The organism is Paenibacillus sp. VCA1, from assembly GCF_031583795.1.
In the GTDB taxonomy this organism is placed as follows: Bacteria; Bacillota; Bacilli; order Paenibacillales; family Paenibacillaceae; genus Paenibacillus_AQ; species Paenibacillus_AQ albilobatus.
The window spans coordinates 120832-142187 of sequence record NZ_JAVLSX010000013.1; the positions used below are offsets into that span (position 1 = coordinate 120832).

Sequence of the window (21356 nt, forward strand, 5' to 3'; positions counted from 1 at the left end):
ATATAGATTCGAAACCATCAATCCGCAGCACCTACAAAAGTCAAAAAAGTTGCCCGCGTTCCGTTTGTTTTACGGAGGGGCAACTTTTTTTCGTTACATCTGTTTGCCGGAGGTACGCATAGACAGCGGCATCTGCTGCCTGCGTTCTACAATGTAAACGGCCAATGCGACCAAAAACGCGAAACCGACGATGACGGCGCCGACCCACGGCAAAGAGGTCAACCCCATTTGATCGATGACCCATCCGCCGCTAAAGGCGCCGAACGCGTTCCCAAGATTGCCTGCCGAATGGTTGGAGGTAGAAGCTAACGCCGGGGCTTCCTGCGCCAGATTCATGATTTTGACCTGAATGCCCGGCATGACGGCAAACGCTCCGGCTCCCCAGAGGAAGATGGTGATGACGGCGCCCGTCGGGCTGTGGACCGTAAACGTAAAGACGGTGAGCAGCACGCATATGCCGGCGAAAATGCCGAATACCGCAGGCATGAGCTTCCAATCGGCCAATTTGCCGCCGACGATGTTTCCGACGGTTACGCCGATGCCGAACAGGACGAGAATCCAGGTTACGCTCCGCTCATGATATCCGGTCACCTGCTCCAGCAAAGGGGCGATGTACGTGAATACCGCAAACAGGCTTGAATTGCCGATGGCGCAGGCCAGCAGCATGACGAGCAGCTTGGGCTGGGCCAAAGCTTTGAACTGTTTGGCAAGGCTGGAGGTTTGGTCCTGGCGGATGCGCGGGATGAACAGGATGATGCCGATCAGCGCAATGACGCCCATCACCGCAATGGCGGCAAACGAAGCCCGCCATCCCAAATGCTGCCCGACGAAGGTTCCGAGCGGCACGCCGATAATGTTGGCGATGGTCAGGCCGGCCATCATGATCGAAACCGCGCCAGCCCGTTTGTGCGGCTGGACGAGATTGGCCGCGATGACGGCGCCGACCCCGAAAAACGTGCCGTGGCAAAGCGCGGTGATCATGCGGGCTCCCATAAGCACATCGTAGTTCGGCGCGATGACCGCGATGGCGTTGCCGAGAATGAAAATTCCCATCAGCAGGCACAGCAGCAGCTTTTGCGGCAGCCGATGGGTTAAGATGGCCAAAATAGGCGCGCCGACGGCCACGCCGAGAGCGTAGCTGGTGATCAGCTGTCCGGCCGTGGAGATGGTGACGTTCAGGTCTTCGGCGACGTTTGGCAGGATGCCCATGATGACGAATTCGGTCATGCCGATCGCAAAGGCGCCTACGGTCAGCGAGAGGATAGAAACCGGAAACGGCTCCTTCTTCTTGCCGTGAATCGTTTTCGTTGAGTTCATGCTGTATATACAACCTTTCTTTGGCGATATCCGTGAAAAAGGACCAACTGTAATTATTCTATTTTTCATGAAAATTTTCAAGAACGGAATGGCATAAAAATGATTGACAGCTCCTGGCAAACATTTTAAAGTTCAATTAATAACATCACTGGAGAAATTAATTAAGAACATGAGGAGAAATCCGAGCATGCAAAAGCACGACCAGGATTTTATTAAAAGGAAAAACAGGACGACCGTGTTCGAGCTGATCCGCAAACACTCGCCGGTTTCCCGGGCGGAAATCGCGAGATGGACCGGCATGAGCCCGACGACGGTGAGCCGGATCGTCAACGAGCTTTACCATCTGGATTTTATGCACGAGATCGAGCAGGAGACGACAAGCGTCGGAAGAAAGGCGGTTTTTTTGCAGGTCAATCCGAAATCGGTGCTGTCGGTCGGCGTGGAAATGGATAAAACCGGCGTTCGGACCGGCGTCGTCGATTTGGACGGCAAAGTCGTCGGCATCCGCTACATCGCCCGCCATCCGGAAGAGCCCTCCGATGCGACGCTCGGAAAGCTCGCGGACGGCATCCAGACGCTGATTCGGGAAGGCGGTTTTGACCGGCGCCGAATCGTCGGCATTGGCGTCGGTCTTCCCGGGATCATCGATCATGACGGGGGAAGGGCCGTATTGTCGGCGCAGCTGGGCTGGAAAAGCACGGATATCGCCGCCGCGCTGCAGGAGCGGACCGGGCTTCCGACAGCGGTGGACAATGAGCTGAAGGTCAAGTCGCTTGCAGAGCATACGTACGGCGCAGCCGCAGGCTCGAAACGCTCGGTGCTGATCGGCTTCGGGAGCGGCGTCGGCTCTTCGCTTATCATCGACGGGGACATATACCGGGGCGAATCCAACAGCGCGGGCGAGATCGGACATACGATCGTCGATCCCGGCGGCTCGTTATGCGAATGCGGAAAAAGAGGCTGCCTGCAAACCTATATCGCCGAAGCCGCGCTTCTAGAGGAAGCCCGCAAGATCAAGCCTGTGTCGGGCTTAGACGAGCTGTTTCAGGCGAGGCGGAACGGAGAGGGCTGGGCGGCGGACATTCTTGACCGGGCGATGGCCTTCATCGCCGTCACGATCGGCAACATCGCCTGCATGTACAATCCGGATACCGTCATTCTTACCGGCAAGCTCGTCGAACAGTACCCGGAAGTCAAGGATTTTATCGCGGAAAAATGCATGAGCGAGTTTGTGTGGGAACCGCTGCGCGGCACGTTTCGGATCGTTTATTCCGCGTTTGAGCAGGACGGGGTGATCATCGGGTCGGGCCTGCTCGCGCAAAGCCGCTTCCTCGATATCGCAAGCCAGATCGATCAGATGGAACAGAATCAGATATGAATATCGCAGCATGAAAGAACCAAATTCGAATGATGATCCTAAATCCAAAAACGGGGGAACCAACATGTACTTCAAACCATTAGTGGAAGAATACCGCGGCGGGGTGCTTGAAAACGTTCATTTGGGCGTGTTGTGCGGGGTGAATGACAAAGGCGATGTAATTTACGAAATCGGCAGCGCGGAGCATGTGACGTATTTGCGATCGGCGGCGAAGCCGTTCCAGGCCATTCCGGTCATGAAACGGCGGATCGCGGAAACATACGGCCTGACCGCTGCCGAAGCGGCGATGTTCGCCGCGTCCCACCGGGGCGAAACGTACCATATCGAAGCTTTGGAATCAATCATGCGTAAAATCGGATTAAGCGAGGAACAGCTGCTCACCTGCCCTACATATCCGCTCAACGACGAGCCGAAATTCGCCTGCATGCGCGAAGGAAAGGCGCCAAGACGAATCTATCATAACTGCTCTGGCAAACATTTCGGCATCATTGCCGCTGCGCGGGAGTCGGGATACGACACCGAAACGTATTGGCAGCCGTCCCATCCGATTCAGCAGGAAATTGTGCATGTGCTGGCGGAGATGTCCGAATGCCCGGCGGATCAAATAAATATCGGCGTCGACGGCTGCGGCTTCCCGGTTTTTGCGCTGCCGCTTCGGCATATCGCCAAAGCTTATTTGAAGCTGGCCTGCCCGGACCTGATCCCGGATGAAGCCACCCGCGAGGCGGTCAAACGAATGACCACATATATGCATGAAGCGCCGGACAGCATCGCAAGCCATAACTTCATTTGCTCCGAGCTGCTCCGCGACCCGAATATCGTCGCCAAAGGCGGAGCCAAGGGCGTATACTGCTTCTCGCTGATCCGGGAACGCATGGCCTTTGCGCTGAAAGTCATCGACGGCTCGGAAACGCCGTGGCCGATCATCGTCGCATCCATTTTGGAGCAGATCGGCTACGGCAATCGGGAGACGATCGACAGATTGTACGCGGTGGTGCCGAAGGAAATCAAAAACGACAATCATGTCCTCGTCGGCGAGCGGAAAGCTTCTTTTACTTTATAACGACGATCGATCACGTTCGGTCCGTAAGGGGTTGAAAATCAATGGATTGGTATCAGGAAGCGTTCAGCCGGAATACGGCGATTCAAGATCATTTAAAGGGACTGCTGGCAATTCCGAGCGTTTACGATCCCGGGACGGCGGCTCCGGGCCGGCCGATGGGCCAAGGAATTGCGCGGGCGCTCGCCTATATGCTGGACCTGTGCGAAGCCGAAGGCTTCCGCGTTCGGAATTTGGACGGATACGTCGGCTATGCCGAATACGGCCCGGAAGACGCCGAGCATTACATCGCGGTGCTGAGCCATCTCGATGTCGTTCCCGTGTCCGGCGAGTGGGTGACGCCTCCGTTCGAGCCCGACGTCCGCGACGGCAAAATCTTTGCGCGCGGGGCGATCGACGACAAGGGGCCGGCGATGGCTTCATTTTACGCGTTGAAAATCGTTAAGGATCTCAACTTGCCTTTGCGTCATCGGATCCGGCTTATTTTCGGCACGGACGAAGAAAAGACGCACCGCTGCATGGAGAAATACAAGGAGCTTGAGCCGATGCCTGTCTTCGGCTTTACGCCCGACGCCGATTTCCCGATCGTCAGTTCGGAAAAAGGGCAGATCAACACCCGGATCCTGTTCCCTTCGGAGGAGGAAGGACGGGGCGGCGAAGGGGACTATGAACTGCTTTCCTTCCGCTCCGGCGTCGTCGCCAATATGGTTCCGGAAGCGGCCCTAGCGGCGGTCGCGGGAGAACCGGAAGCCCTTCAAACCTTGGAACAGGCGTACCAAGCCTACTGCAGCGTCAACCGGTTTAAGGGCGGAACGGAATCCGGCGGGGGGGCGCTCATGCTGCATATGGCCGGAAAAGCCGCTCACGGCATGGAGCCCCATCTTGGGATAAACGCCGGGCTTAGGCTGATTCGTTTTCTGAAGGATTTTTCGTGGAACCGGGGGGCCGGGCATTATTTGCGCACGATCGATGCGCTTTTGCATGACGATGTGCATGGGCGCGCTTTGGGCGTCGCGATGGAGGACGACATCAGCGGAAAGCTGACGGTCAACAGCGGCTTGCTGCAATATGACCCGCAGGGGGATACGTTTTTTCATATCAATTTGCGCTTTCCGATTTGCGGCGATGCGGACGACATTTTAAGGAAATTGGAAGAAAAGCTGCATGCATACGGCCTGACCATCGAACCTCCGAGCCTAAAAAAACCGCATCATGTACCCGGAGATCATCCGATGATCAAGGCGATGCAGGCGGTCTACGAGGCGGAAACCGGCGAGCGGGCGGAGCTGCTGTCGACGGGCGGCGGCACCTACGCGGCCCATTTCCCGATGGGCGTCGCCTTTGGTCCGCTGTTTCCGGGGATGGAATCCACGGCCCATCAGCCGAACGAACATATGGATATCGAGCTGCTGCTGCGCTGCACGGCGATGTACGCACGGACTTTGGCCGAACTGGGTAACTTGGAGATGTAGGCGGGAGAAAGGCACAAAACTTTTTGCAAAGGAATGGCATGATGATGGAGATCAATACGGGAGCAAACGATAAAGCGGAAGTACGGATTGAGCTTGTGTTTAACGACGGGGAATACGCACCATCGCTCCCGCTTTCGGCCAAGATGAAGGAGCGGGGGGCCCAAACCTGGTTTTACGGACGCAGCCCCGCCGAGCAGGACATATTAATCATCGGTCTCGGCGCCAGGGAGCGCTTCGGCATGGAAATGTTGCGCGAGGCGGCAGGCAACGCGGGCCGGGCGATCCAGGACCTCGGCAGGGAGACGGCCGCGGTGAACCCGGCTTGTTTGCAGGATCTGTTCGGTGCCGAAACCTGGCCGGAGGAAGCGGTATCGGCCTGGACGGAAGGCTGGGAACTTGGAACGTACACCTTTCATAAATATAAAACGTCGGCCCAAAAGCAGCCGGTCAAGCGGGTCCGGTTAAGTCCGGAGAACCGCGAGGAAGAGCTTCCTGCCGCGGAGATTGGACGCATGCGCGCCGCAGCCACCTCGCTTGCCCGCGATTTATGCAACGAAGCGGCAAGCGATTTGAACCCGAGCGCTTTTGTGGAGCGCATCCGGCAGGTTTTTGCCGGGCGTAACGTGAAGCTCGCCGTCTATCAAGGGGAGGAGCTGAAGCAGCGGCAGATGAACGGGCTTTTGGCCGTGGGCGCCGGCAGCAAACATCCGCCCGCGATGGTGGAAATCAGCTACGAAGGGGATCCGGATGCCGAACATCTGGCCTTGGTCGGGAAAGGCATCACGTTTGACATGGGCGGCATGAACCTGAAGGATGCCCGTGACTTAAGCGATGCCCGGTTTGACATGGGCGGCGCGGCGGCGGTGATCGGCGCGATGGATCTGCTGACGCGCCTCGAGGCAAAGGCGCGGATCACGGCGATCATTCCGATCGCCGACAACGTGCCGGACGGAGGGGCTTTCCTGCCGTCCGACGTCGTCCGTTACCCGAACGGACTGACCGTGCAGGTGGTGAATACGGATGCCGAAGGCAGGCTGATCCTGGCCGACGGGATTCTTCATGCGCTCCGCTGCGGCGCCCGGCATATCATCGACGTGGCGACGCTGACGGGAGCGGTCGGTCACGCGCTGGGACTGAAAGTCGCAGGCGTGTGGGGAGATGATGAATACACCGCTCAGCTGATGCGAATCGGCGAACGCAACGGGGACCGGATTTGGCGTTTGCCGCTGGTCGACGAAGACGAGGAGCTGCTCAGCAGCCCTTACGCCGATTTGGCCAACCTTGCGTCGAATCCGTATGGCGGCGCCAATATGGCTGCGTTGTTCCTGCGCCGGTTCGTAGGCGGGAAAGCGCGCTGGTGCCATATCGACATGGCCAATACCGTTCAGGTTCCGTCTTCGCGCGGTTACAAGGTGACGGGGGCAACGGGATACGGAGTAAGGCTGCTTGCCGATTTTGTCATCGAACGGATCGCTGCGGCAGAGGACGAAGGGGGGCGTAGGCATGAAGCTTGAGGTAATCGCAACCAATTTGACGGATGCCATGTTGGCCGAACAAGGCGGGGCCGACCGGATCGAGCTTGTGACGGGCATGCTGGAAGGCGGGCTGACGCCCGGACCGGGCGTGATCCGGGAAGCGGTGAGCCGGCTGAACATCCCGGTTCACGTCATGGTTCGCCCCCACAGCCAGTCTTTCGTGTACGACAAACACGATTTGTGCTCGATGAAGGAAGACATCGCCTATATTCAAGCATGCGGCGCGGCAGGCATCGTGGTCGGCACCCTAACCGGGGATGGACAGGTGGACACGGCGGCGCTGGAATTTCTCCTTCAGGGCACGGAAGGATTAAACGTAACGTTCCATCGGGCGTTTGACGAAATCGAGGATCAATTGTCCGCGCTTGAGGTCCTTTCCGGATATCCGCAAGTGAACCGCATCCTGACTTCCGGCGGGCCGCTGCCCGCTCCAAAGTCTGCGCCGCAGATCAAGCGGCTGGTGGAGGCGTCCCGCGGAACGGGAATCACGATCCTGGCCGGCTACGGCTTGTCCGTGCCGGTGCTGCAGGAGTTCATCGGGGAAACGGGCGTACAGGAGGTCCATTTCGGTTCGGCGCTGCGCAAGGACGGCGACAACCTGAAGCCTGTTGAACCGTCGCGGGTTCAAGCGGCAAAAGAAATCATCCGCGCTTTCGAATAGAAAACGGATCGGACAGGCGAAGCGCATTAAAGACATGTTTATCACTGCGGGAAATCCCGACAAAACCGAATCAGGATGCGGCAAGGTTTCGCTACGGCGGCTTGCGGCATCCTTTTTTTGTGTCCGAAAGGGGATTCCCGGCACCGATGGTCACTTTTTATCCTTTGGCAGGTATACGATCGTATCCTGTAAGCGCTATTTTGGAGATCAACCGACACCCATTTGAAGCCGGATCCTGACTCCGTCAGCCCATTTGCCTTGTATCATAAGAATCATCCTACCAGGAAAGAGAGGAACGCTTATGAAAAAGGGGAAGTCGGCGCTGGTGCTGGCAGCCGTCGCGATGCTTTTGCTTTCGGCTTGCTCGAACGGCAGGACGGAGACCGCAGAAGAGAACGGATCGTCCGGCAAACCGGCGGAAGCGAAGACGGAAACGGAAGCGGGAACGGCAATCGACCCGTTCCGCCTGCCGGAACTTGTTGAGGTCAGCACGATCAAAGCGGTATCGCCGAACGAAAGAATGCCGCAGGGCGACACGATCGAAGACAACCTGTACACGCGTTATTTCACCGAAAAAACGAACGTGAAATTCAAGTATATGTGGTACGCCTCGGGGGACGATTACACGCAAAAATTGAAGCTGGCGGTAGCCAGCAACGATTTGCCGGATACGATGGTCGTGGATGAACGGACGTTTTTGGAGTTGGCGGCCGGCGACCAGCTAGAGGATTTGACCGACGTATTCCAAAAATATGCGTCCGATCAGGTCAAGCAGATTTATGAACTCAACGACGGCTTGTCATTAGAAAAAGCGACGATCGACGGCAAGCTGCTGGCCATTCCGAACATCGTGCCGAAGGGAGACTCCTTCCAGGAGGTATGGGTGCGGAAGGACTGGCTCGACAAGCTGGGCCTGCAGCCGCCGAAGACGGTGGACGACGTGGAAAAGATCGCCGAGGCGTTCATTGCCCGCGATCCGGACGGCAACGGCAAAAACGACACGATCGGGCTGCCCGGCAACAACGGGGTCGTCACGACCGATTACGGCTGGAACTATGATTTTAAGGCGCTGTTTAACGCCTTTGGCGCCTATCCAAGCATTTGGCTTAAGGACGGCTCGGGCAATGTCGTATACGGCTCCACGACGCCGGAGGCCAAGCAGGCGCTTGGCAAGCTGGCAGAGTGGTACAAGAAAGGGTTGATCGACAAGGATTTCGCGCTCCGCAAAAACCCCGACGAGCTGGTGGTCGGCGGCAAAAGCGGCATCTTTTTCGGGCCGTGGTATATGCCGTTCGGCACCTTGACGAATGCGATGATGGCCGATCCGAAAGCCGATTGGAGGGCATACGCCATCGCGGACGATCAAGGGAGGTACAACGCAACCGTCGTGCCTCCGAGCAGCAGCTTCCTCGTCGTGAAAAAAGGTTTCAAACATCCGGAAGCGGTCGTCACGTATTTCAACTTCAACACCCGCTTCCTCCAGACGCCGACGCCGGACGATAAAAAGCTCGATCAAACCTATGTCAGCCTGCGCCCGATCGACCTAAACATCGGCGATCCCGACGCGGTGCTGAAAAAACATGAAATGATCAAAGGCGCCGTCGAAGGCAAGTTGACGCCGGACCAGCTGTCTCCGGAAATGCAGGGGCATTTGGAGCGCTGGAACAAATATAAAGCCGACCCGAAAGCGAATATCGGCGAATGGGGCCCTCCTTATGCGTATTTGGTCGGCGGGCAGCCGATGGCGGACGTGAAGTTCAACGAGGTGTATTCGCTGTATACGGCCACGACGAAAACGATGGAGAAACGCTGGAGCAATCTGCAGAAGCTTGAAAACGAAACCTATTTCAAAATCGTCCTCGGCGAGCTGCCGCTGGGTGCATTTGATCAATTCGTGGCCGATTGGAAGGCGCAGGGCGGGGAGCAGATCATGAAAGAAGTTCAAGAGGCCGTTCGGAAATGATGGGAAAAGCAGAGCAAACCCGCCTGCCGGTCCGGCCGCAAACGGAGCTTTCAGCATTTAGGCCTGGCAAGAAGCGCAGAAAACCGTTCCAAGCGCATTACCACTTGATGCTGCTGCCCGGCGCCATCCTGCTCGTCGTCTTCTCCATCATCCCGATGTTCGGCCTGCTGATGGCTTTTCAGGATTACAAAATCAGCAAGGGGATCTTCGGATCCCCTTGGGTCGGCCTTGAAAATTTCACCTATTTTTTCGAATTAAGCGACAGCAGGGTCATTATCCGCAACACGCTGTTTCTCGCCATCGCCAAAATCGTGGCCAACCTGATCGTCCCGCTGGTGTTCGCGATCTTGCTGAACGAAGTCCGGCAGCGGGCGTTCAAACGGACGGTGCAGACGATCGTCTACCTGCCGCATTTTTTGTCCTGGGTGATTTTGGCGGGGATTTTTTCGGAGCTGTTCCTGACCGACGGGATCGTCAACCGGATGCTCGAGGCTTTCGGAATCGGCCCGATTCAATTCATGGGGGATAACCGCGTGTTCCCGTACATCCTGATCGGCAGCGACGTTTGGAAGGAGTTCGGATTCAACACGATCATTTATTTGGCCGCGCTGGCGGGCATCGATCCGCATCTGTACGAAGCGGCCTCCATCGACGGCGCCAATTGGCGGAAGCAGACCCGGCTGATTACGCTGCCGCTGCTTCGGGCGACGATCATTTTGCTGGCGACGCTGGCCATCGGCAATATTTTGAACGCGGGTTTTGACCAGATCTTCAACATGTATTCCCCGATCGTGTATGAATCCTCCGACGTGATCGATACTTACGTGTACCGGGCGGGCATTCTGGACGGCCAATACGGGTTTGCGACGGCCATCGGGCTGATGAAGTCGGTCATCGCGTTTGTTTTGATCATTTTTTCCTACTCGCTGGCGTACAAGTATGCGAATTACCGGATTTTCTAACCAGGAAGGAGGTGAAGCTCGTGGTACGCAGCCATACGGTTTCGGCCAAAATATGGTATACCCTGTTAATCGTCGTCATGGTGTTGATCGCTTTGACGTCCATTGCGCCCATTATTCATACGGTAGCCGTATCGTTCAGCCATAAAGCCTATGCGGCGGCGGGAGCCGTATCGTTTTGGCCGAAAGGCTTCAACCTTTATGCGTATAAGCAGATCGTGGCCGATTCGAAATTCCTGCATTCCTTTATGGTGTCGGTGGAACGGGTGCTTCTGGGCGGGGCGATCAACTTTTTGATGACGGTGCTCATGGCCTATCCCCTGTCCCGCACCGGCAAGCAGTTTACCGGCCGCAACGTGTACATGTGGTTCCTTATTTTTACGATGCTGTTCAGCGGCGGGGTGATTCCGCTTTATATTTTGGTCAAAAGCCTCGGGCTGTTCGATTCGATCTGGGCTCTGGTGTTGCCGTCCGCGGTGCCGGTATTTAACGTCATTTTGCTCATGAACTTTTTCCGCGGCATTCCGAAGGAACTGAACGAAGCCGGCAGCATGGACGGGGCGGGACCCTGGTATATGCTGTTCCGGGTGTATATCCCCTTGTCGCTGCCTTCGATTGCGACCGTTACCTTGTTCAGCATCGTCGGGCATTGGAATTCGTTTTTCGACGGCATGATCTTTATGCGAAGCGTGGAGCATTATCCGCTCCAAACCTATATCCAGCAGCTGGTCGTCCAGATGAGCATCAGCACGATGGCTTCGGACCCGAACAAATACGAGCTGATGAGGCAGCTGTCGAACCAGACGCTGAACGCGGCGAAAATCGTCGTGGCCGTCATTCCGGTGCTTGTCGTGTACCCGTTTTTGCAAAAATATTTCATTCAGGGCATTTTGCTCGGGTCGGTGAAGGAATAAAGGGTCAGACTCTCTTGACCGACTTTGCCGGATGTTATGCAGGCGTCATGTCTTACAAGCGAGAAATGATTTGCCATAAAATCATGGAGGCGATGATGTTCCATGCGAAAAAAACTGCCGTCATTGATGCTCATCCTGCTTTTGCTGCTGTCCGCGGCACCCGTTTCGGAGGCAGCCCCATCGGGACTTGACGTGTGGGTCGTCAATGCCCTCAAAACCGTATACCGTACGAGTACGCTGCCGCAAAACCCGGAAACCGGCATTCGCCTCGTATCGGCGAGAAACGAATACGAAAACGCCCAAATCGCCGTCCGGGGGACGTCCGATTTTAAAATCACGAAAGTTGAATTTTCAAACCTCGTATCCGGCGGGCGCAAGTCCATCGCCAGCAGCAACCTGAAGTACCATTTTGCCGAATACGGGCTGCCGGACACGGTTCAGCCGAACATCTTTTTTCCCGAACGGGTAGGCGATCCGATTTATCCTCTGTCAGACATTCCGGACCCGTTGTCGAACGAGAAATCGATGAAGGCAGCCGCCAACTCGACGCAGCCGATTTGGATCACGAGTTATGTGCCGTCATCAACCGAGCCCGGCGTATACGAAGGCAGCGTGACGGTCAAAACGAATCGCGGAGATTACCGCATCCCGCTGCAGGTGGAGGTTGCCGACGCGGAAATTCCGAAAACCTCGGATACCCGTTTCATCAATTACATTTGGGCGATGACCAACGGCTTTACATGGGACGGCATGCAGTTCGGCGACGCCTCGTCGGACGCGTACGACGTCGGAAAGCATTATTACGACGTGGAAACGTACAGCGACAAATGGTTTAAGCTGATGGACAATTTCGCGCTGGTCATGACCGATTACCGGCAGAACATGATCTGGGTCCGCACGGACCTGTTTTTGAAAGAAACGGGAACGAACCTTTCCGAATTTCTAAGCGGCATCCCGGACGATATCGATTGGTCGCTGTTTGACAGGTATATGCAAATTTTCATCGACAAAGGGATGCGAAATTTCGCAAACGCCCATTTGATCCATATTCTGAACTATATGCCGGCCGGCGAAAAACCCGATGCTTCCTGGAACGAAAAGCTGCCGGACGCGCTGCCGCAAACCGACGCTTTTCTGCACAACTACCTGACGGCCTTGCACGACCATTTGCGGGAAAAAGGGTGGACGAGCGAAAACGGCTTTACCTGGTACCAGCACATCCGGGATGAGCCGATCGACGACAATGCAACAAATTATTGGACGTACGTCGCCAAAAAAGTGAAAGCGATCGTCCCGGATTTTAAAACGATGGATGCCGATCCGCACGGGATTCTATTGAACGATAAAACGAAACCTTACGTCGACGTATGGGTTCCTTTAACGCCCGCGTTCCAGGAAAAAGAGGAACAATACAAAGCCGAGCAAGCGGCCGGGAGCGATTTATGGGTTTACACCTGCGAGGTGAACCAACCCCCATGGCTCAACCGATTTTGGACGCAGCCGACCTTGACGGGAAGACTGTTGTACTGGAACTTGTTCCAGCATGGCGTGCAAGGCCACCTGCACTGGGCCTGGAATGCGTGGTACGTCGGCAGCTGGTATGGAGATTCGACCATCGTTTATCCGGACAAGAAAAACATGACGGTCAAAAGCTCCATCCGCTATGAGGCGCAAAGGGACGGTCTTGAGGAATACGAACTGCTGCGCAAAATCCAAGAAACCCGTCCGGAGCTGGCGCAGCAAATCGTCGACAGCGCGGTGAACCCGGCGGATGCAAGGAAGTACACGCTTTCGCCGGAATACGTTAAAGCGCTCCATGACTACATGGTCCGTGCAGCGGCGGGCGAACAGGTTGGAGACGTCCCGGCTCCAAGCAGCCCGTACGACGGGCAGCAGCTGCCGCTGACGTACATGGCCGACAACGCAAGCGGGGATTTGAAATATTCCGGCACCTGGTATGATAAAAGCCGGCAGTATGCTTACCAAGGCGGCGTGCGGGTGACGGAAACGGCAAACGATGCGGTGGAATACGAGTTTGAAGGCCAAGGGATCGACGTTGTCGTCGAGAAAAACGAAACTTCCGGCAAAATGGCGGTTTCGATCGACGGTGCGGAGCCGGTCATAGCCGATGCGTACGAAAAGGTGCAGCATGATTATTTTACGATCTATGCCAAACGCGATCTGACGCCGGGCAGGCATAAGATCAAGGTGGTCAACATGGAAAACAAGGGCCTGTATTTGGACGCATTCCGCGTCCACATGGCGGAGGGACAGCAAGCGTATGACGCCTCTCTCAGCAATATCGCGATCGATCAGGTGCCATCGCTGCGGTTCGACAGCAGCGTCCGCGAATACCGCCTGTCTCTGCCTGATGGGGTGGATGTCGTGACGGTCAGACCGACCCAAACCGACGAAAACGGCACGATGTCGGTGAACGGCCGACCCGTTGCCCGCGGCGAAGCGGCGACCGCCGACGTTCCGGACGGCATTAGCCGCATAACGATCGTGTCCACGGCTTCGGACGGCCGAACCAGACAGGAATATACGCTTCATCTGGTCAAAGGTGCCATAAACGAACCCGGCATCAACAAGGCGAGAAGCAGCGCGCAGGTGACGGCGACCGCAACGCGAACCGGCGATCAAGGCGTGACCTACGGTCCGTCCAAAATGGCCGACGGCGATTACGGCACCATGTTTGCGAGCCCCCAGGGGTATAACGACACCTATCCGTTCCCGCATGACATCGTCTTGTCCTGGGATCAGCCGCAATCGTTTAACACGATCGTCATGGCAACTACCTCGGGCCTGCTGCAGGGGATCAACGATATCGACGTGCAGGTGTCCACAGACGGCACCAATTTCAAGACCGTTGCCCGGCATGTTCCGATCCAATGGAGAAGCGATAAAGACGACAACGTGATGGAAAAGACGTTCGCCGCGATTCCGGACGCCTTGGAAGTCAAAAAGCTGCGGATCCAAATCAACGACGCCGACTACCGAACCTGGAACATGTACGCGCTTTATGAGCTGGAGCTGTATCAGCTGCCGGATCACGGCGAGTTGGATGTCCGGGTGACGGGACCGTAAAGGGGCATAGGCATCCGTCAGCGCCAATTTGGCTGAATCATCCGAACTCAGCTTCTTGTATGCGGATAGAAGGGTATCTCTGGGCTATGTCCGGCCTTGGAGATACCTTTTTTTCGGAATAAATAGTCCACTTTCGTCCACTGAGGTCCACGTTCGTCTCCGGTTTGCCGCAGTCTCGATACAAAATGCGACCGGTAAAAAGAAGAATTGTGACTTTGAAGGGTTTTTGCCGCGATATAATGAAGAAAACGATGCGAGTGAAGCGGTGGGCGCACATATTTTTCCTTGCCGCGGGTAGAGACGGTACTTATAATCGGATTAATTGTAAGCGTATACATAAACCGGCATGGGGAGGATGATATGAAAATCAAACGAAACCGGCCCATATTTCGCCTATTCAAGCCGCCTTATTCGCTGAAAAACCGGCTGCTTATCATTTTGTCGCTGACGGCCCTGCTCCCGCTTGCCATCCTTGGCGGCATTACCTATTATTCGATGCTCTCTTTGCTGGAAAACAAAACCGAAGCCAGCGTGATCAGCCACCTGCATGAGGTGCGAATGTCGCTCGACAACACCTTTTCCCAAATGAACCACGTCTCCCAGCAGCTCGCTTTCGACGGCAAGGTGGGCCAGGACGTCGAGAGATATTTGCAGGCGAACGCTTACGGCAAAAAGGCGCTGCAGGATGAAATCAAAAGGGAGCTTGGCGTCATCAGTTTTACGAATCCGAACCTTGGCATGATCTTTTATTTCTCGAACGAAACGAACGAACGGTTTTTTGAAAACTACATGGCGGACCCGTCGTTTTCGCTGACCAAGCTGCCGCTTTTGCTTCAGGCCAACCGGATCGCGTATTACGGACCCCACAAGTCTTTTAACCCGCTGGATGGACATCTCGTGTTTTCGGCCGTCCGCAAGGTGGATTTGAAGGAAAGGGACGACATCTACGTCTATATCGAAACGAATTACAAATGGGTGGAGGCGCTGATCCGGAATCGGGAAGGGGCGGAAGGTTACGAGCATCTCATCGTGGACGGCGGGGGACGGATTGCCTTTACGGAGGCGGAGGGCGCGTTCCCGAAGGGGGGCCATTTTCCGGATATCCAGGAAGAAAAAAAGCGGATCAAAGGGTACTATGCTTTTTCGGAACCAAGCAATCAAGGCTGGCGCGTCGTGACGGTCATCTCCAAATCGTCGTATGAGCATGAGGTGAACAAGTGGATCGGGAAATTTACGGGCACGGTCGTGGCCGCCCTTGTCATCAGCTTTTTGTTTGCCCTGCTCACTTGGCGCATGTTTTACGATCCGCTGCGGGGACTGATCCGGGAGATCCGGGACGTAAAGCACCGTAAACTGACGAACGCGCCGCGCCGCCCCGGCAATTTGGAGTTCGACCTGATCCATGAGCAGCTTGACCATATGCGCGCCCGCATCGCCGGTTTGATCGAAGACATCGAACGGAGCGAACGCGAAAAGTCGGCGCTTGAGCTGGAGAAGCTGATGAACCGGATCAATCCGCATTTCATCCATAACACGCTCGACACGATCCGCTGGATCGCCAGAGGCGAAGGACATGCGGAGATCGACCGGCTGGTGTCCACGCTGAACAAGCTGCTTTACTACAATTTGGGCAAAAACGGGGAGCCGACCGTCCGGGCCGAACTGGAAGCCATCCGGAGCTACATTTCCCTGCAGGAAGTCCGCTATAACGTGCGCATCGACGTTCACATCGACGTGGAAGCGGAGGCGCTGGATTTGCTGATTCCGCGATTTATTTTGCAGCCGCTCGTAGAAAACGCCCTGTATCACGGCCTCGAAGGGGACGGCATGATCGAGGTGGAAATCCGTGAAGCGAAAGGCAGGCGCCTGCTTGAAATAGCCGTCAAAGACAACGGGAGGGGCATGGATGAAGAGACGATCCGGCGTTTGATCGAGGGGCGCGAGAAGGAAGGCAACGTAGGCATGGGCATCGGATTGCAGTACGTGGTGCGCATGCTGAAAAGCCATTACGGCGGCAGGGCCGCTTTTACCATTGAAAGCATTCCCGGCGTGTCGACGACGGTCATGCTCACCATACCCATTGAAGACAAAGGAGATGCTGCCGATGACAAACGTGCTGGTTGTGGATGACGATCATCTGGTGAGAAAAGGTTTTATCGGGATTATGCCCTGGCAAAAATACGGATTTACGGTCGCGGGGGAGGCGGGCAACGGCGAAAAGGCGCTGGAGCTGCTGAAAACCACGGAAGTGGACCTGTTGATCACGGATTTGGCGATGCCCGTCATGTCCGGACTGGAGCTGATGAGAGAGGTCAAGGACAAATATCCCCGGATCTGCATGGTGGTGCTCACGTTTCATCATGATTTTGCTTTGATTCAGGAAGCGCTTCGGCTCGGGGCGGTGGATTACATTACAAAAATTGAATTGGAGCAGGAGCAGCTTGATGGCATCTTAAGCCGGATCGCCGGGAGGATCCGTGAAGTCAAAGGCGGAAATTTCGCTGAATCGGAGGCGTCCCTTGCGGAAAACCGGGAAGCGGCATCGGGATCCTCCTATTCGGAGGAAGTTCGGGAATGCATCGTTCATGCCGTAGGTTATATCCGCGAGCATTATCAAACCGAACTGCTGCTTCCGGACGTCGCCCAGCGGGTGAACATGAGCCGCAGCTATTTCAGCCGCTGCTTCAAAGACATCGTCGGCCAAACGTTCCATGAATACGTGCGGGAGCTGCGGATCGAGCATGCCAAGACACTGCTGCGGCAGACGAACAAACCGGTGCAGTGGATTTCCGTCCAGTCCGGCTATCCGAACGAGAAATATTTTTTCAAGGTGTTCCGCGAAACGACGGGCTATTTGCCCGGAGAGTTCCGGAAAAAAGCAAGGGATGAATCGGGAAAAGGCACCTTTGCTAAGAAGCTCTAAGGTCGGATCGTCTCCGGTGTTTCATGGGGAGTTCGATCTTTATTGGTGAAAAAATCAATCAAAATTATGATTGAATATTTCATATTATTGAAATATAATGTCATCATAAAGACTCATCATTACATTTTAAAGACTGGGGTGTTCGTATTGTCAGAACAGTTTGGCGCATTGACGTATCCGGAAATCGGAGGGCAAAGCGAAGCGCTTGCCGCCGCTTGGAAGCAGCTTGATCAGCAGCAGGATTGGGTGGACAATTATTTTAAAAGCGACAAATTCGACGAGGTCATTTTTATCGGGTCGGGAACGTCTTATTATCTCGCGCTGACCGCCGCCAGCACCTACCGCAAATGGACCGGCAAAAGCGCAAGCGCTCATCCATCCTCGGAGATTTACCTGTTCAGGGAGCAGGCGGTCGCCGCGAAAAAGGAAGTGCTGCTTGTCGGCATCTCCCGTTCCGGCGAATCTTCCGAAGTGATTTTGGCGCTGGATTCGGTCAAAGATTTGGCCGGCTGGACGACCTGCGGCATTACCTGCCACGGGGAAAGCACGATGGCGAAAAACGTACCGTGCCTGTTGTCCCCGCTTGGCAACGAAAAAAGCACCGTCATGACCAAATCGTTCAGCAGCATGACCTTTATGCTGCAGGCGGCGATGGCCAAGGCCGCAGGCAGCGAAGCTCATCTTTCCGAATTGAAGGAAGTGATGGAGCTTAGCAAGTCCGTCGTCGAAAAAGGCGATGCCGAAGCCAAAGCACTGATCCATGGCCATCCGGAGCTGAACAAGTTCATCTATCTCGGGATGGGCGCATATAACGGCCTGGCTCACGAAGCCTGCCTGAAATTGAAGGAAATGTCCTGCGTATGGACGGAAAGCTTTGGTACAATGGAATTCCGGCATGGTCCGAAATCGGTGGTGGAGCCGGGTACGATGGTGTGCCTGTTCTTGTCCGAAACGGCCAGAGCCTATGAAATCAAAGTTGCACAGGAAATGAAAGCATATGGCGCTTACGTCGTGCTCGTGACGGCCGAAGCCGGCGAAGATACCGCTTTTGCGGATTTGGTCTTCGCGACGGGCGGCCGGCAGCTCAGCGACGAGGCGAGAGCGGCCCTCAACATGCCGCTGGTTCAATATATCGGTTACTATACCGCGCTGCGGGAAGGAAGAAACCCGGACAGTCCGCGGAATTTGACCCAAGTGGTCAAAATCTGACACCTAAAGGAGCGTAATGGTTTTGCGAGAACGAAATGGATCGAAAGAAGAACGTCAGGAGCAAATTTTTGAATACATCCTGGAAAACGGTTCGATTTCCCTTCAGGAAGTCGTCCGGCAATTCGACTGCTCGGAGGCGACGGCCAGACGGGACCTGGAGGCTTTGGAAAAGGCGGGAAAGGTCATCCGGACGATGGGCGGAGGAGCAAAGGCTGCCGGACTCATGGCCGGAAGGGAGATTCCATTTCACGAGAAGCAAAACAAGCTCTATCGGGAAAAAGAACGCATTGCCCAGCTCGCGGCGTCCCTGGTCGAGGAAGGCGACGTCATCGGCTTGACGGGTGGCACGACGACCTATCTCATCGCCCGGGCTTTGAAAAACCGCCGGAACATCACGATCGTCACCAATGCCGTCAACATTGCGATGGATCTGGCCGCAAACGAAGACATCCAGGTGGTGCTTACCGGCGGCATCCTGCGGAGCAAAAACTTTGAGCTGTGCGGGCCATTGGCCGAACGGACGCTCGAAGCGCTGAATATCCACATCATGTTTATGGGCATCGACGGCTTCTCCGTGGAGCAGGGCGTCAGCACCTACTCGGAGCTGGAGGCGAACACCGCCAAAATCATGATGAAGCGAACGGAACGGACGATCGCGGTGTTCGACCATACCAAATCGGGCCGGAACTCTTTGTTTCAGGTAGCGCCGATATCGGCCCTCCACGGGATTATGACGGACGAAGAACTCGGCGAGGAGACGCGAAAGCGCCTGGAAGCGGAACAAGTCCGGGTTTATGTGGCAAAAGCGGAATAACATCAGCTGTTTTGACATTTTCAAATATAACGAACCATGCAGGGCGGGTGTGAAGATGGAAATATATGCAGGCGTGGACGTAGGCGGCACCAACATCGTATGCGGTTTGGTAACGCCTTCCGGCGAAGTCGTGCATCAAATCAAACGGGCGACGGAGGTTTCCAAAGGTCCGGACGCCATCCTGGAAAAAATCGCATCCATGATCGAAGAAGCGGCCGCCGGATTCGCCGGCCGATCGGGGTCCGCCGTTTCGGTCACGGCGGCGGGGATCGGCTTGCCCGGCTTCGTCGATCCGGAAGAAGGGATCGCCCGGTTCGCCGGCAACCTCGGCTGGCGGAACCTTCCCGCGGCCGGGCGGCTGCAGGCCAGATTGAACCTGCCGGTGTACATCGACAATGACGTCCGTACTTATGTTTTCGGCGAAGCGATGTACGGAGCCGGCAAAGGCTTCAAGGATGTCCTCGGGCTGACGGTTGGCACCGGCATCGCTTCGGCGATGGTGAACGACGGCCGGCTTTATTACGGCTATCGGAACATGGCCGGCGAGCTTGGGCATATCGTGATGGAAGGGCTTTCCGACCCATGCCCTTGCGGTTTGCACGGCTGCCTTGAAACCTATGCCTCGGCATCGGGGATGGTGCGCCAGGCGAAAAAGCGGATCCAAAGCGGAGAGGCGTCCATTCTGCAGGAATGGTATCCGGGAGAGCGGCTTGAGGATTTGGCGGCCGCGGATCTGTCCCGGGCATATGACCAGGGCGACCCGCTCGCCCGGAGCGTGATGGAAAAGGCGGGAACCTTGCTTGGCCGCGCTTTGTCCTATGCCGTCCCGCTGTACAGCCCGGAGCTGATCATCGTCGGCGGAGGGGGCGCGCTTGCGGGAGACCGTTTGCTTGAGCCGCTGCGAAAAGAGCTGTACAGCCGGATTTTGCCGGATTACAGGGAAGGCCTTCAGGTGGCCACGGCATTAAACAACGACGATGCGGGCGTGACCGGAAGCGCCATGTACGCAAAACAAAGACATGCGGCATCCGTTTGACAGACCAAAAAAGCTAACCATTCACCAAAAGCCATTCATGTATCGAAATCCATACAACGAAGGGGAAAATGAACATGGCACTTGTTTCTTCAACTTCATTACTGCAAACCGCCAGAAAAAACAAATACGCAATCGGCGCTTTTAACGTGCATACGCTCGAAATGCTGCAGGCCGTCGTCGAGGCGGCCGAGGAAGCCCAGTCTCCGCTGATCTTGCAGTCGACCGTGGGCACCGTCAAGCATCTGGGCGCGGATTACATCGCCGCCGCGGCCACCGTCGCCGCGAACCGGGCCAGCGTGCCGATCGCGCTCCATTTGGACCATTGCTCCGATTTTTCCGTCATCATGAGCTGCATCCGCGCGGGCTACACATCGGTTATGATCGATGCCTCCCATTCGCCTTTTGAAGAAAACGTGGCGATTACGCAAAAGGTCGTGGAAGCCGCCAATGCGGTCGGCATCAACGTCGAAGCCGAGCTTGGCAAGGTGGGTGGCGTCGAAGACGATATCGTCGTGGACGAACGCGACGCCATGCTGGCCGATCCGGCGGAATGCGCCGAGTTCGTGGAGCGCACGGGCGTTCATACGCTGGCTCCGGCGATCGGAACGGCGCACGGCATATACAAAGGCGATCCGAACATCGACTTTGACCGCATCAAGCGGATCGCCGACGTCGTCAGCGTACCGCTCGTTTTGCACGGCGGCTCCGGCATTCCGGAAGAGCAAGTCAAACGTGCCGTATCCCTCGGCATGGCGAAAATGAACGTGGCGACCGAGCTTCGCATCGTGTTCTCGGACGCCATCAAAGCGGTATTTGCCGCCAATCCGGAAGAAAACGATCCGCGTAAATACATGATTCCGGCAAAGCAAGCGCTGAAAAAAGCGGCCATCGAAAAAATGCAGCTTTGCGGCTGCGCCGGACGCGCTAGCGACTTCCGTTAACAGGTATAAAAACCGTCCATCCTTTTTTTCAAAGAGGGTGGGCGGTTTTTTTACGCTGGTCTATTTTGTTTTTACGGTTAACAAATG

16 protein-coding genes are annotated in these 21356 nt (G+C 55.9%); 15 read left to right on the forward strand and 1 reads right to left on the reverse strand.

The genetic code is table 11. From position 1 onward, the window contains the following. Positions 1-93: 93 nt before the first annotated feature. Entirely contained in the window at positions 94-1317 is a 1224-nt protein-coding gene (locus RJP21_RS25260) for an MFS transporter (protein WP_310861753.1), read from the reverse strand. A gap of 187 nt (positions 1318-1504) precedes the next feature. Between RJP21_RS25260 and RJP21_RS25265 the strand changes: the two genes are divergently transcribed. The 15 genes from RJP21_RS25265 to fba all read left to right on the forward strand — a co-directional run bounded on the left by RJP21_RS25265 (position 1505) and on the right by fba (position 21269). Continuing rightward, positions 1505-2695 (forward strand): ROK family transcriptional regulator, encoded by a 1191-nt coding sequence (locus tag RJP21_RS25265; RefSeq protein ID WP_310861754.1) that lies wholly within the window; start codon positions 1505-1507, stop codon positions 2693-2695. Between the two features lie 64 nt (positions 2696-2759). Then, positions 2760-3758, forward strand: coding sequence for an asparaginase (locus RJP21_RS25270; protein WP_310861755.1), 999 nt, complete (start codon positions 2760-2762; stop codon positions 3756-3758). Positions 3759-3799: 41 nt separating this feature from the next. Further along, positions 3800-5227 (forward strand): dipeptidase PepV, encoded by a 1428-nt coding sequence (pepV, locus tag RJP21_RS25275; RefSeq protein WP_310861756.1) that lies wholly within the window; start codon positions 3800-3802, stop codon positions 5225-5227. A gap of 41 nt (positions 5228-5268) precedes the next feature. Then, positions 5269-6741, forward strand: a complete 1473-nt coding sequence (locus tag RJP21_RS25280; RefSeq protein WP_310861757.1) for a M17 family metallopeptidase — start codon at positions 5269-5271, stop codon at positions 6739-6741. After that, entirely contained in the window at positions 6731-7423 is a 693-nt protein-coding gene (locus RJP21_RS25285) for a copper homeostasis protein CutC (protein ID WP_310861758.1), read from the forward strand. Before RJP21_RS25280 ends, RJP21_RS25285 begins: the two co-directional genes overlap by 11 nt. Positions 7424-7724: 301 nt before the next feature. Beyond that, positions 7725-9386 carry an extracellular solute-binding protein gene (locus RJP21_RS25290; RefSeq protein ID WP_310861759.1) on the forward strand — a complete coding sequence of 554 codons (1662 nt, stop codon included), beginning with the start codon at positions 7725-7727 and terminating at the stop codon, positions 9384-9386. Then, positions 9383-10348, forward strand: coding sequence for an ABC transporter permease (locus tag RJP21_RS25295; protein ID WP_397386282.1), 966 nt, complete (start codon positions 9383-9385; stop codon positions 10346-10348). Before RJP21_RS25290 ends, RJP21_RS25295 begins: the two co-directional genes overlap by 4 nt. A gap of 20 nt (positions 10349-10368) precedes the next feature. After that, positions 10369-11259, forward strand: a complete 891-nt coding sequence (locus RJP21_RS25300) for a carbohydrate ABC transporter permease (protein ID WP_310861760.1) — start codon at positions 10369-10371, stop codon at positions 11257-11259. A 102-nt stretch (positions 11260-11361) separates the two neighbouring features. Next, complete coding sequence (locus tag RJP21_RS25305) at positions 11362-14346, forward strand: glycoside hydrolase domain-containing protein (RefSeq protein ID WP_310861761.1); 2985 nt, start codon at positions 11362-11364, stop codon at positions 14344-14346. A 360-nt stretch (positions 14347-14706) separates the two neighbouring features. Further along, positions 14707-16476 (forward strand): cache domain-containing sensor histidine kinase, encoded by a 1770-nt coding sequence (locus RJP21_RS25310; protein WP_310861762.1) that lies wholly within the window; start codon positions 14707-14709, stop codon positions 16474-16476. Then, on the forward strand, positions 16451-17269 hold the full coding sequence (locus RJP21_RS25315) for a response regulator transcription factor (RefSeq protein WP_310861763.1): 819 nt from the start codon (positions 16451-16453) through the stop codon (positions 17267-17269). The genes RJP21_RS25310 and RJP21_RS25315 overlap by 26 nt, the downstream gene beginning before the upstream one ends. Positions 17270-17416: 147 nt before the next feature. Continuing rightward, entirely contained in the window at positions 17417-18478 is a 1062-nt protein-coding gene (locus RJP21_RS25320) for an SIS domain-containing protein (RefSeq protein ID WP_397386283.1), read from the forward strand. A gap of 22 nt (positions 18479-18500) precedes the next feature. Next, positions 18501-19292, forward strand: coding sequence for a DeoR/GlpR family DNA-binding transcription regulator (locus RJP21_RS25325; RefSeq protein ID WP_310861764.1), 792 nt, complete (start codon positions 18501-18503; stop codon positions 19290-19292). Positions 19293-19347: 55 nt separating this feature from the next. Continuing rightward, a complete protein-coding gene (locus RJP21_RS25330) occupies positions 19348-20328 on the forward strand; it encodes an ROK family protein (RefSeq protein ID WP_310861765.1) in 981 nt (326 codons plus the stop codon). Between the two features lie 74 nt (positions 20329-20402). Beyond that, positions 20403-21269, forward strand: coding sequence for a class II fructose-1,6-bisphosphate aldolase (fba, locus tag RJP21_RS25335; RefSeq protein ID WP_310861766.1), 867 nt, complete (start codon positions 20403-20405; stop codon positions 21267-21269). The last annotated feature ends 87 nt before the right edge of the window (positions 21270-21356 follow it).

What these genes read in the sequence shown, in the direction of transcription:
- RJP21_RS25265 (WP_310861754.1), top strand. Translation starts at nt 1,505, where the DNA reads ATGCAAAAGCACGACCAGGATTTTATTAAAAGGAAAAACAGGACGACC.
- RJP21_RS25315 (WP_310861763.1), top strand. Translation starts at nt 16,451, where the DNA reads ATGACAAACGTGCTGGTTGTGGATGACGATCATCTGGTGAGAAAAGGT.
- RJP21_RS25330 (WP_310861765.1), top strand. Translation starts at nt 19,348, where the DNA reads ATGGAAATATATGCAGGCGTGGACGTAGGCGGCACCAACATCGTATGC.
- RJP21_RS25295 (WP_397386282.1), top strand. Translation starts at nt 9,383, where the DNA reads ATGATGGGAAAAGCAGAGCAAACCCGCCTGCCGGTCCGGCCGCAAACG.
- RJP21_RS25290 (WP_310861759.1), top strand. Translation starts at nt 7,725, where the DNA reads ATGAAAAAGGGGAAGTCGGCGCTGGTGCTGGCAGCCGTCGCGATGCTT.
- RJP21_RS25280 (WP_310861757.1), top strand. Translation starts at nt 5,269, where the DNA reads ATGATGGAGATCAATACGGGAGCAAACGATAAAGCGGAAGTACGGATT.
- RJP21_RS25305 (WP_310861761.1), top strand. Translation starts at nt 11,362, where the DNA reads ATGCGAAAAAAACTGCCGTCATTGATGCTCATCCTGCTTTTGCTGCTG.
- fba (WP_310861766.1), top strand. Translation starts at nt 20,403, where the DNA reads ATGGCACTTGTTTCTTCAACTTCATTACTGCAAACCGCCAGAAAAAAC.
- RJP21_RS25260 (WP_310861753.1), bottom strand. Translation starts at nt 1,317, where the DNA reads ATGAACTCAACGAAAACGATTCACGGCAAGAAGAAGGAGCCGTTTCCG.
- pepV (WP_310861756.1), top strand. Translation starts at nt 3,800, where the DNA reads ATGGATTGGTATCAGGAAGCGTTCAGCCGGAATACGGCGATTCAAGAT.
- RJP21_RS25285 (WP_310861758.1), top strand. Translation starts at nt 6,731, where the DNA reads ATGAAGCTTGAGGTAATCGCAACCAATTTGACGGATGCCATGTTGGCC.
- RJP21_RS25270 (WP_310861755.1), top strand. Translation starts at nt 2,760, where the DNA reads ATGTACTTCAAACCATTAGTGGAAGAATACCGCGGCGGGGTGCTTGAA.
- RJP21_RS25310 (WP_310861762.1), top strand. Translation starts at nt 14,707, where the DNA reads ATGAAAATCAAACGAAACCGGCCCATATTTCGCCTATTCAAGCCGCCT.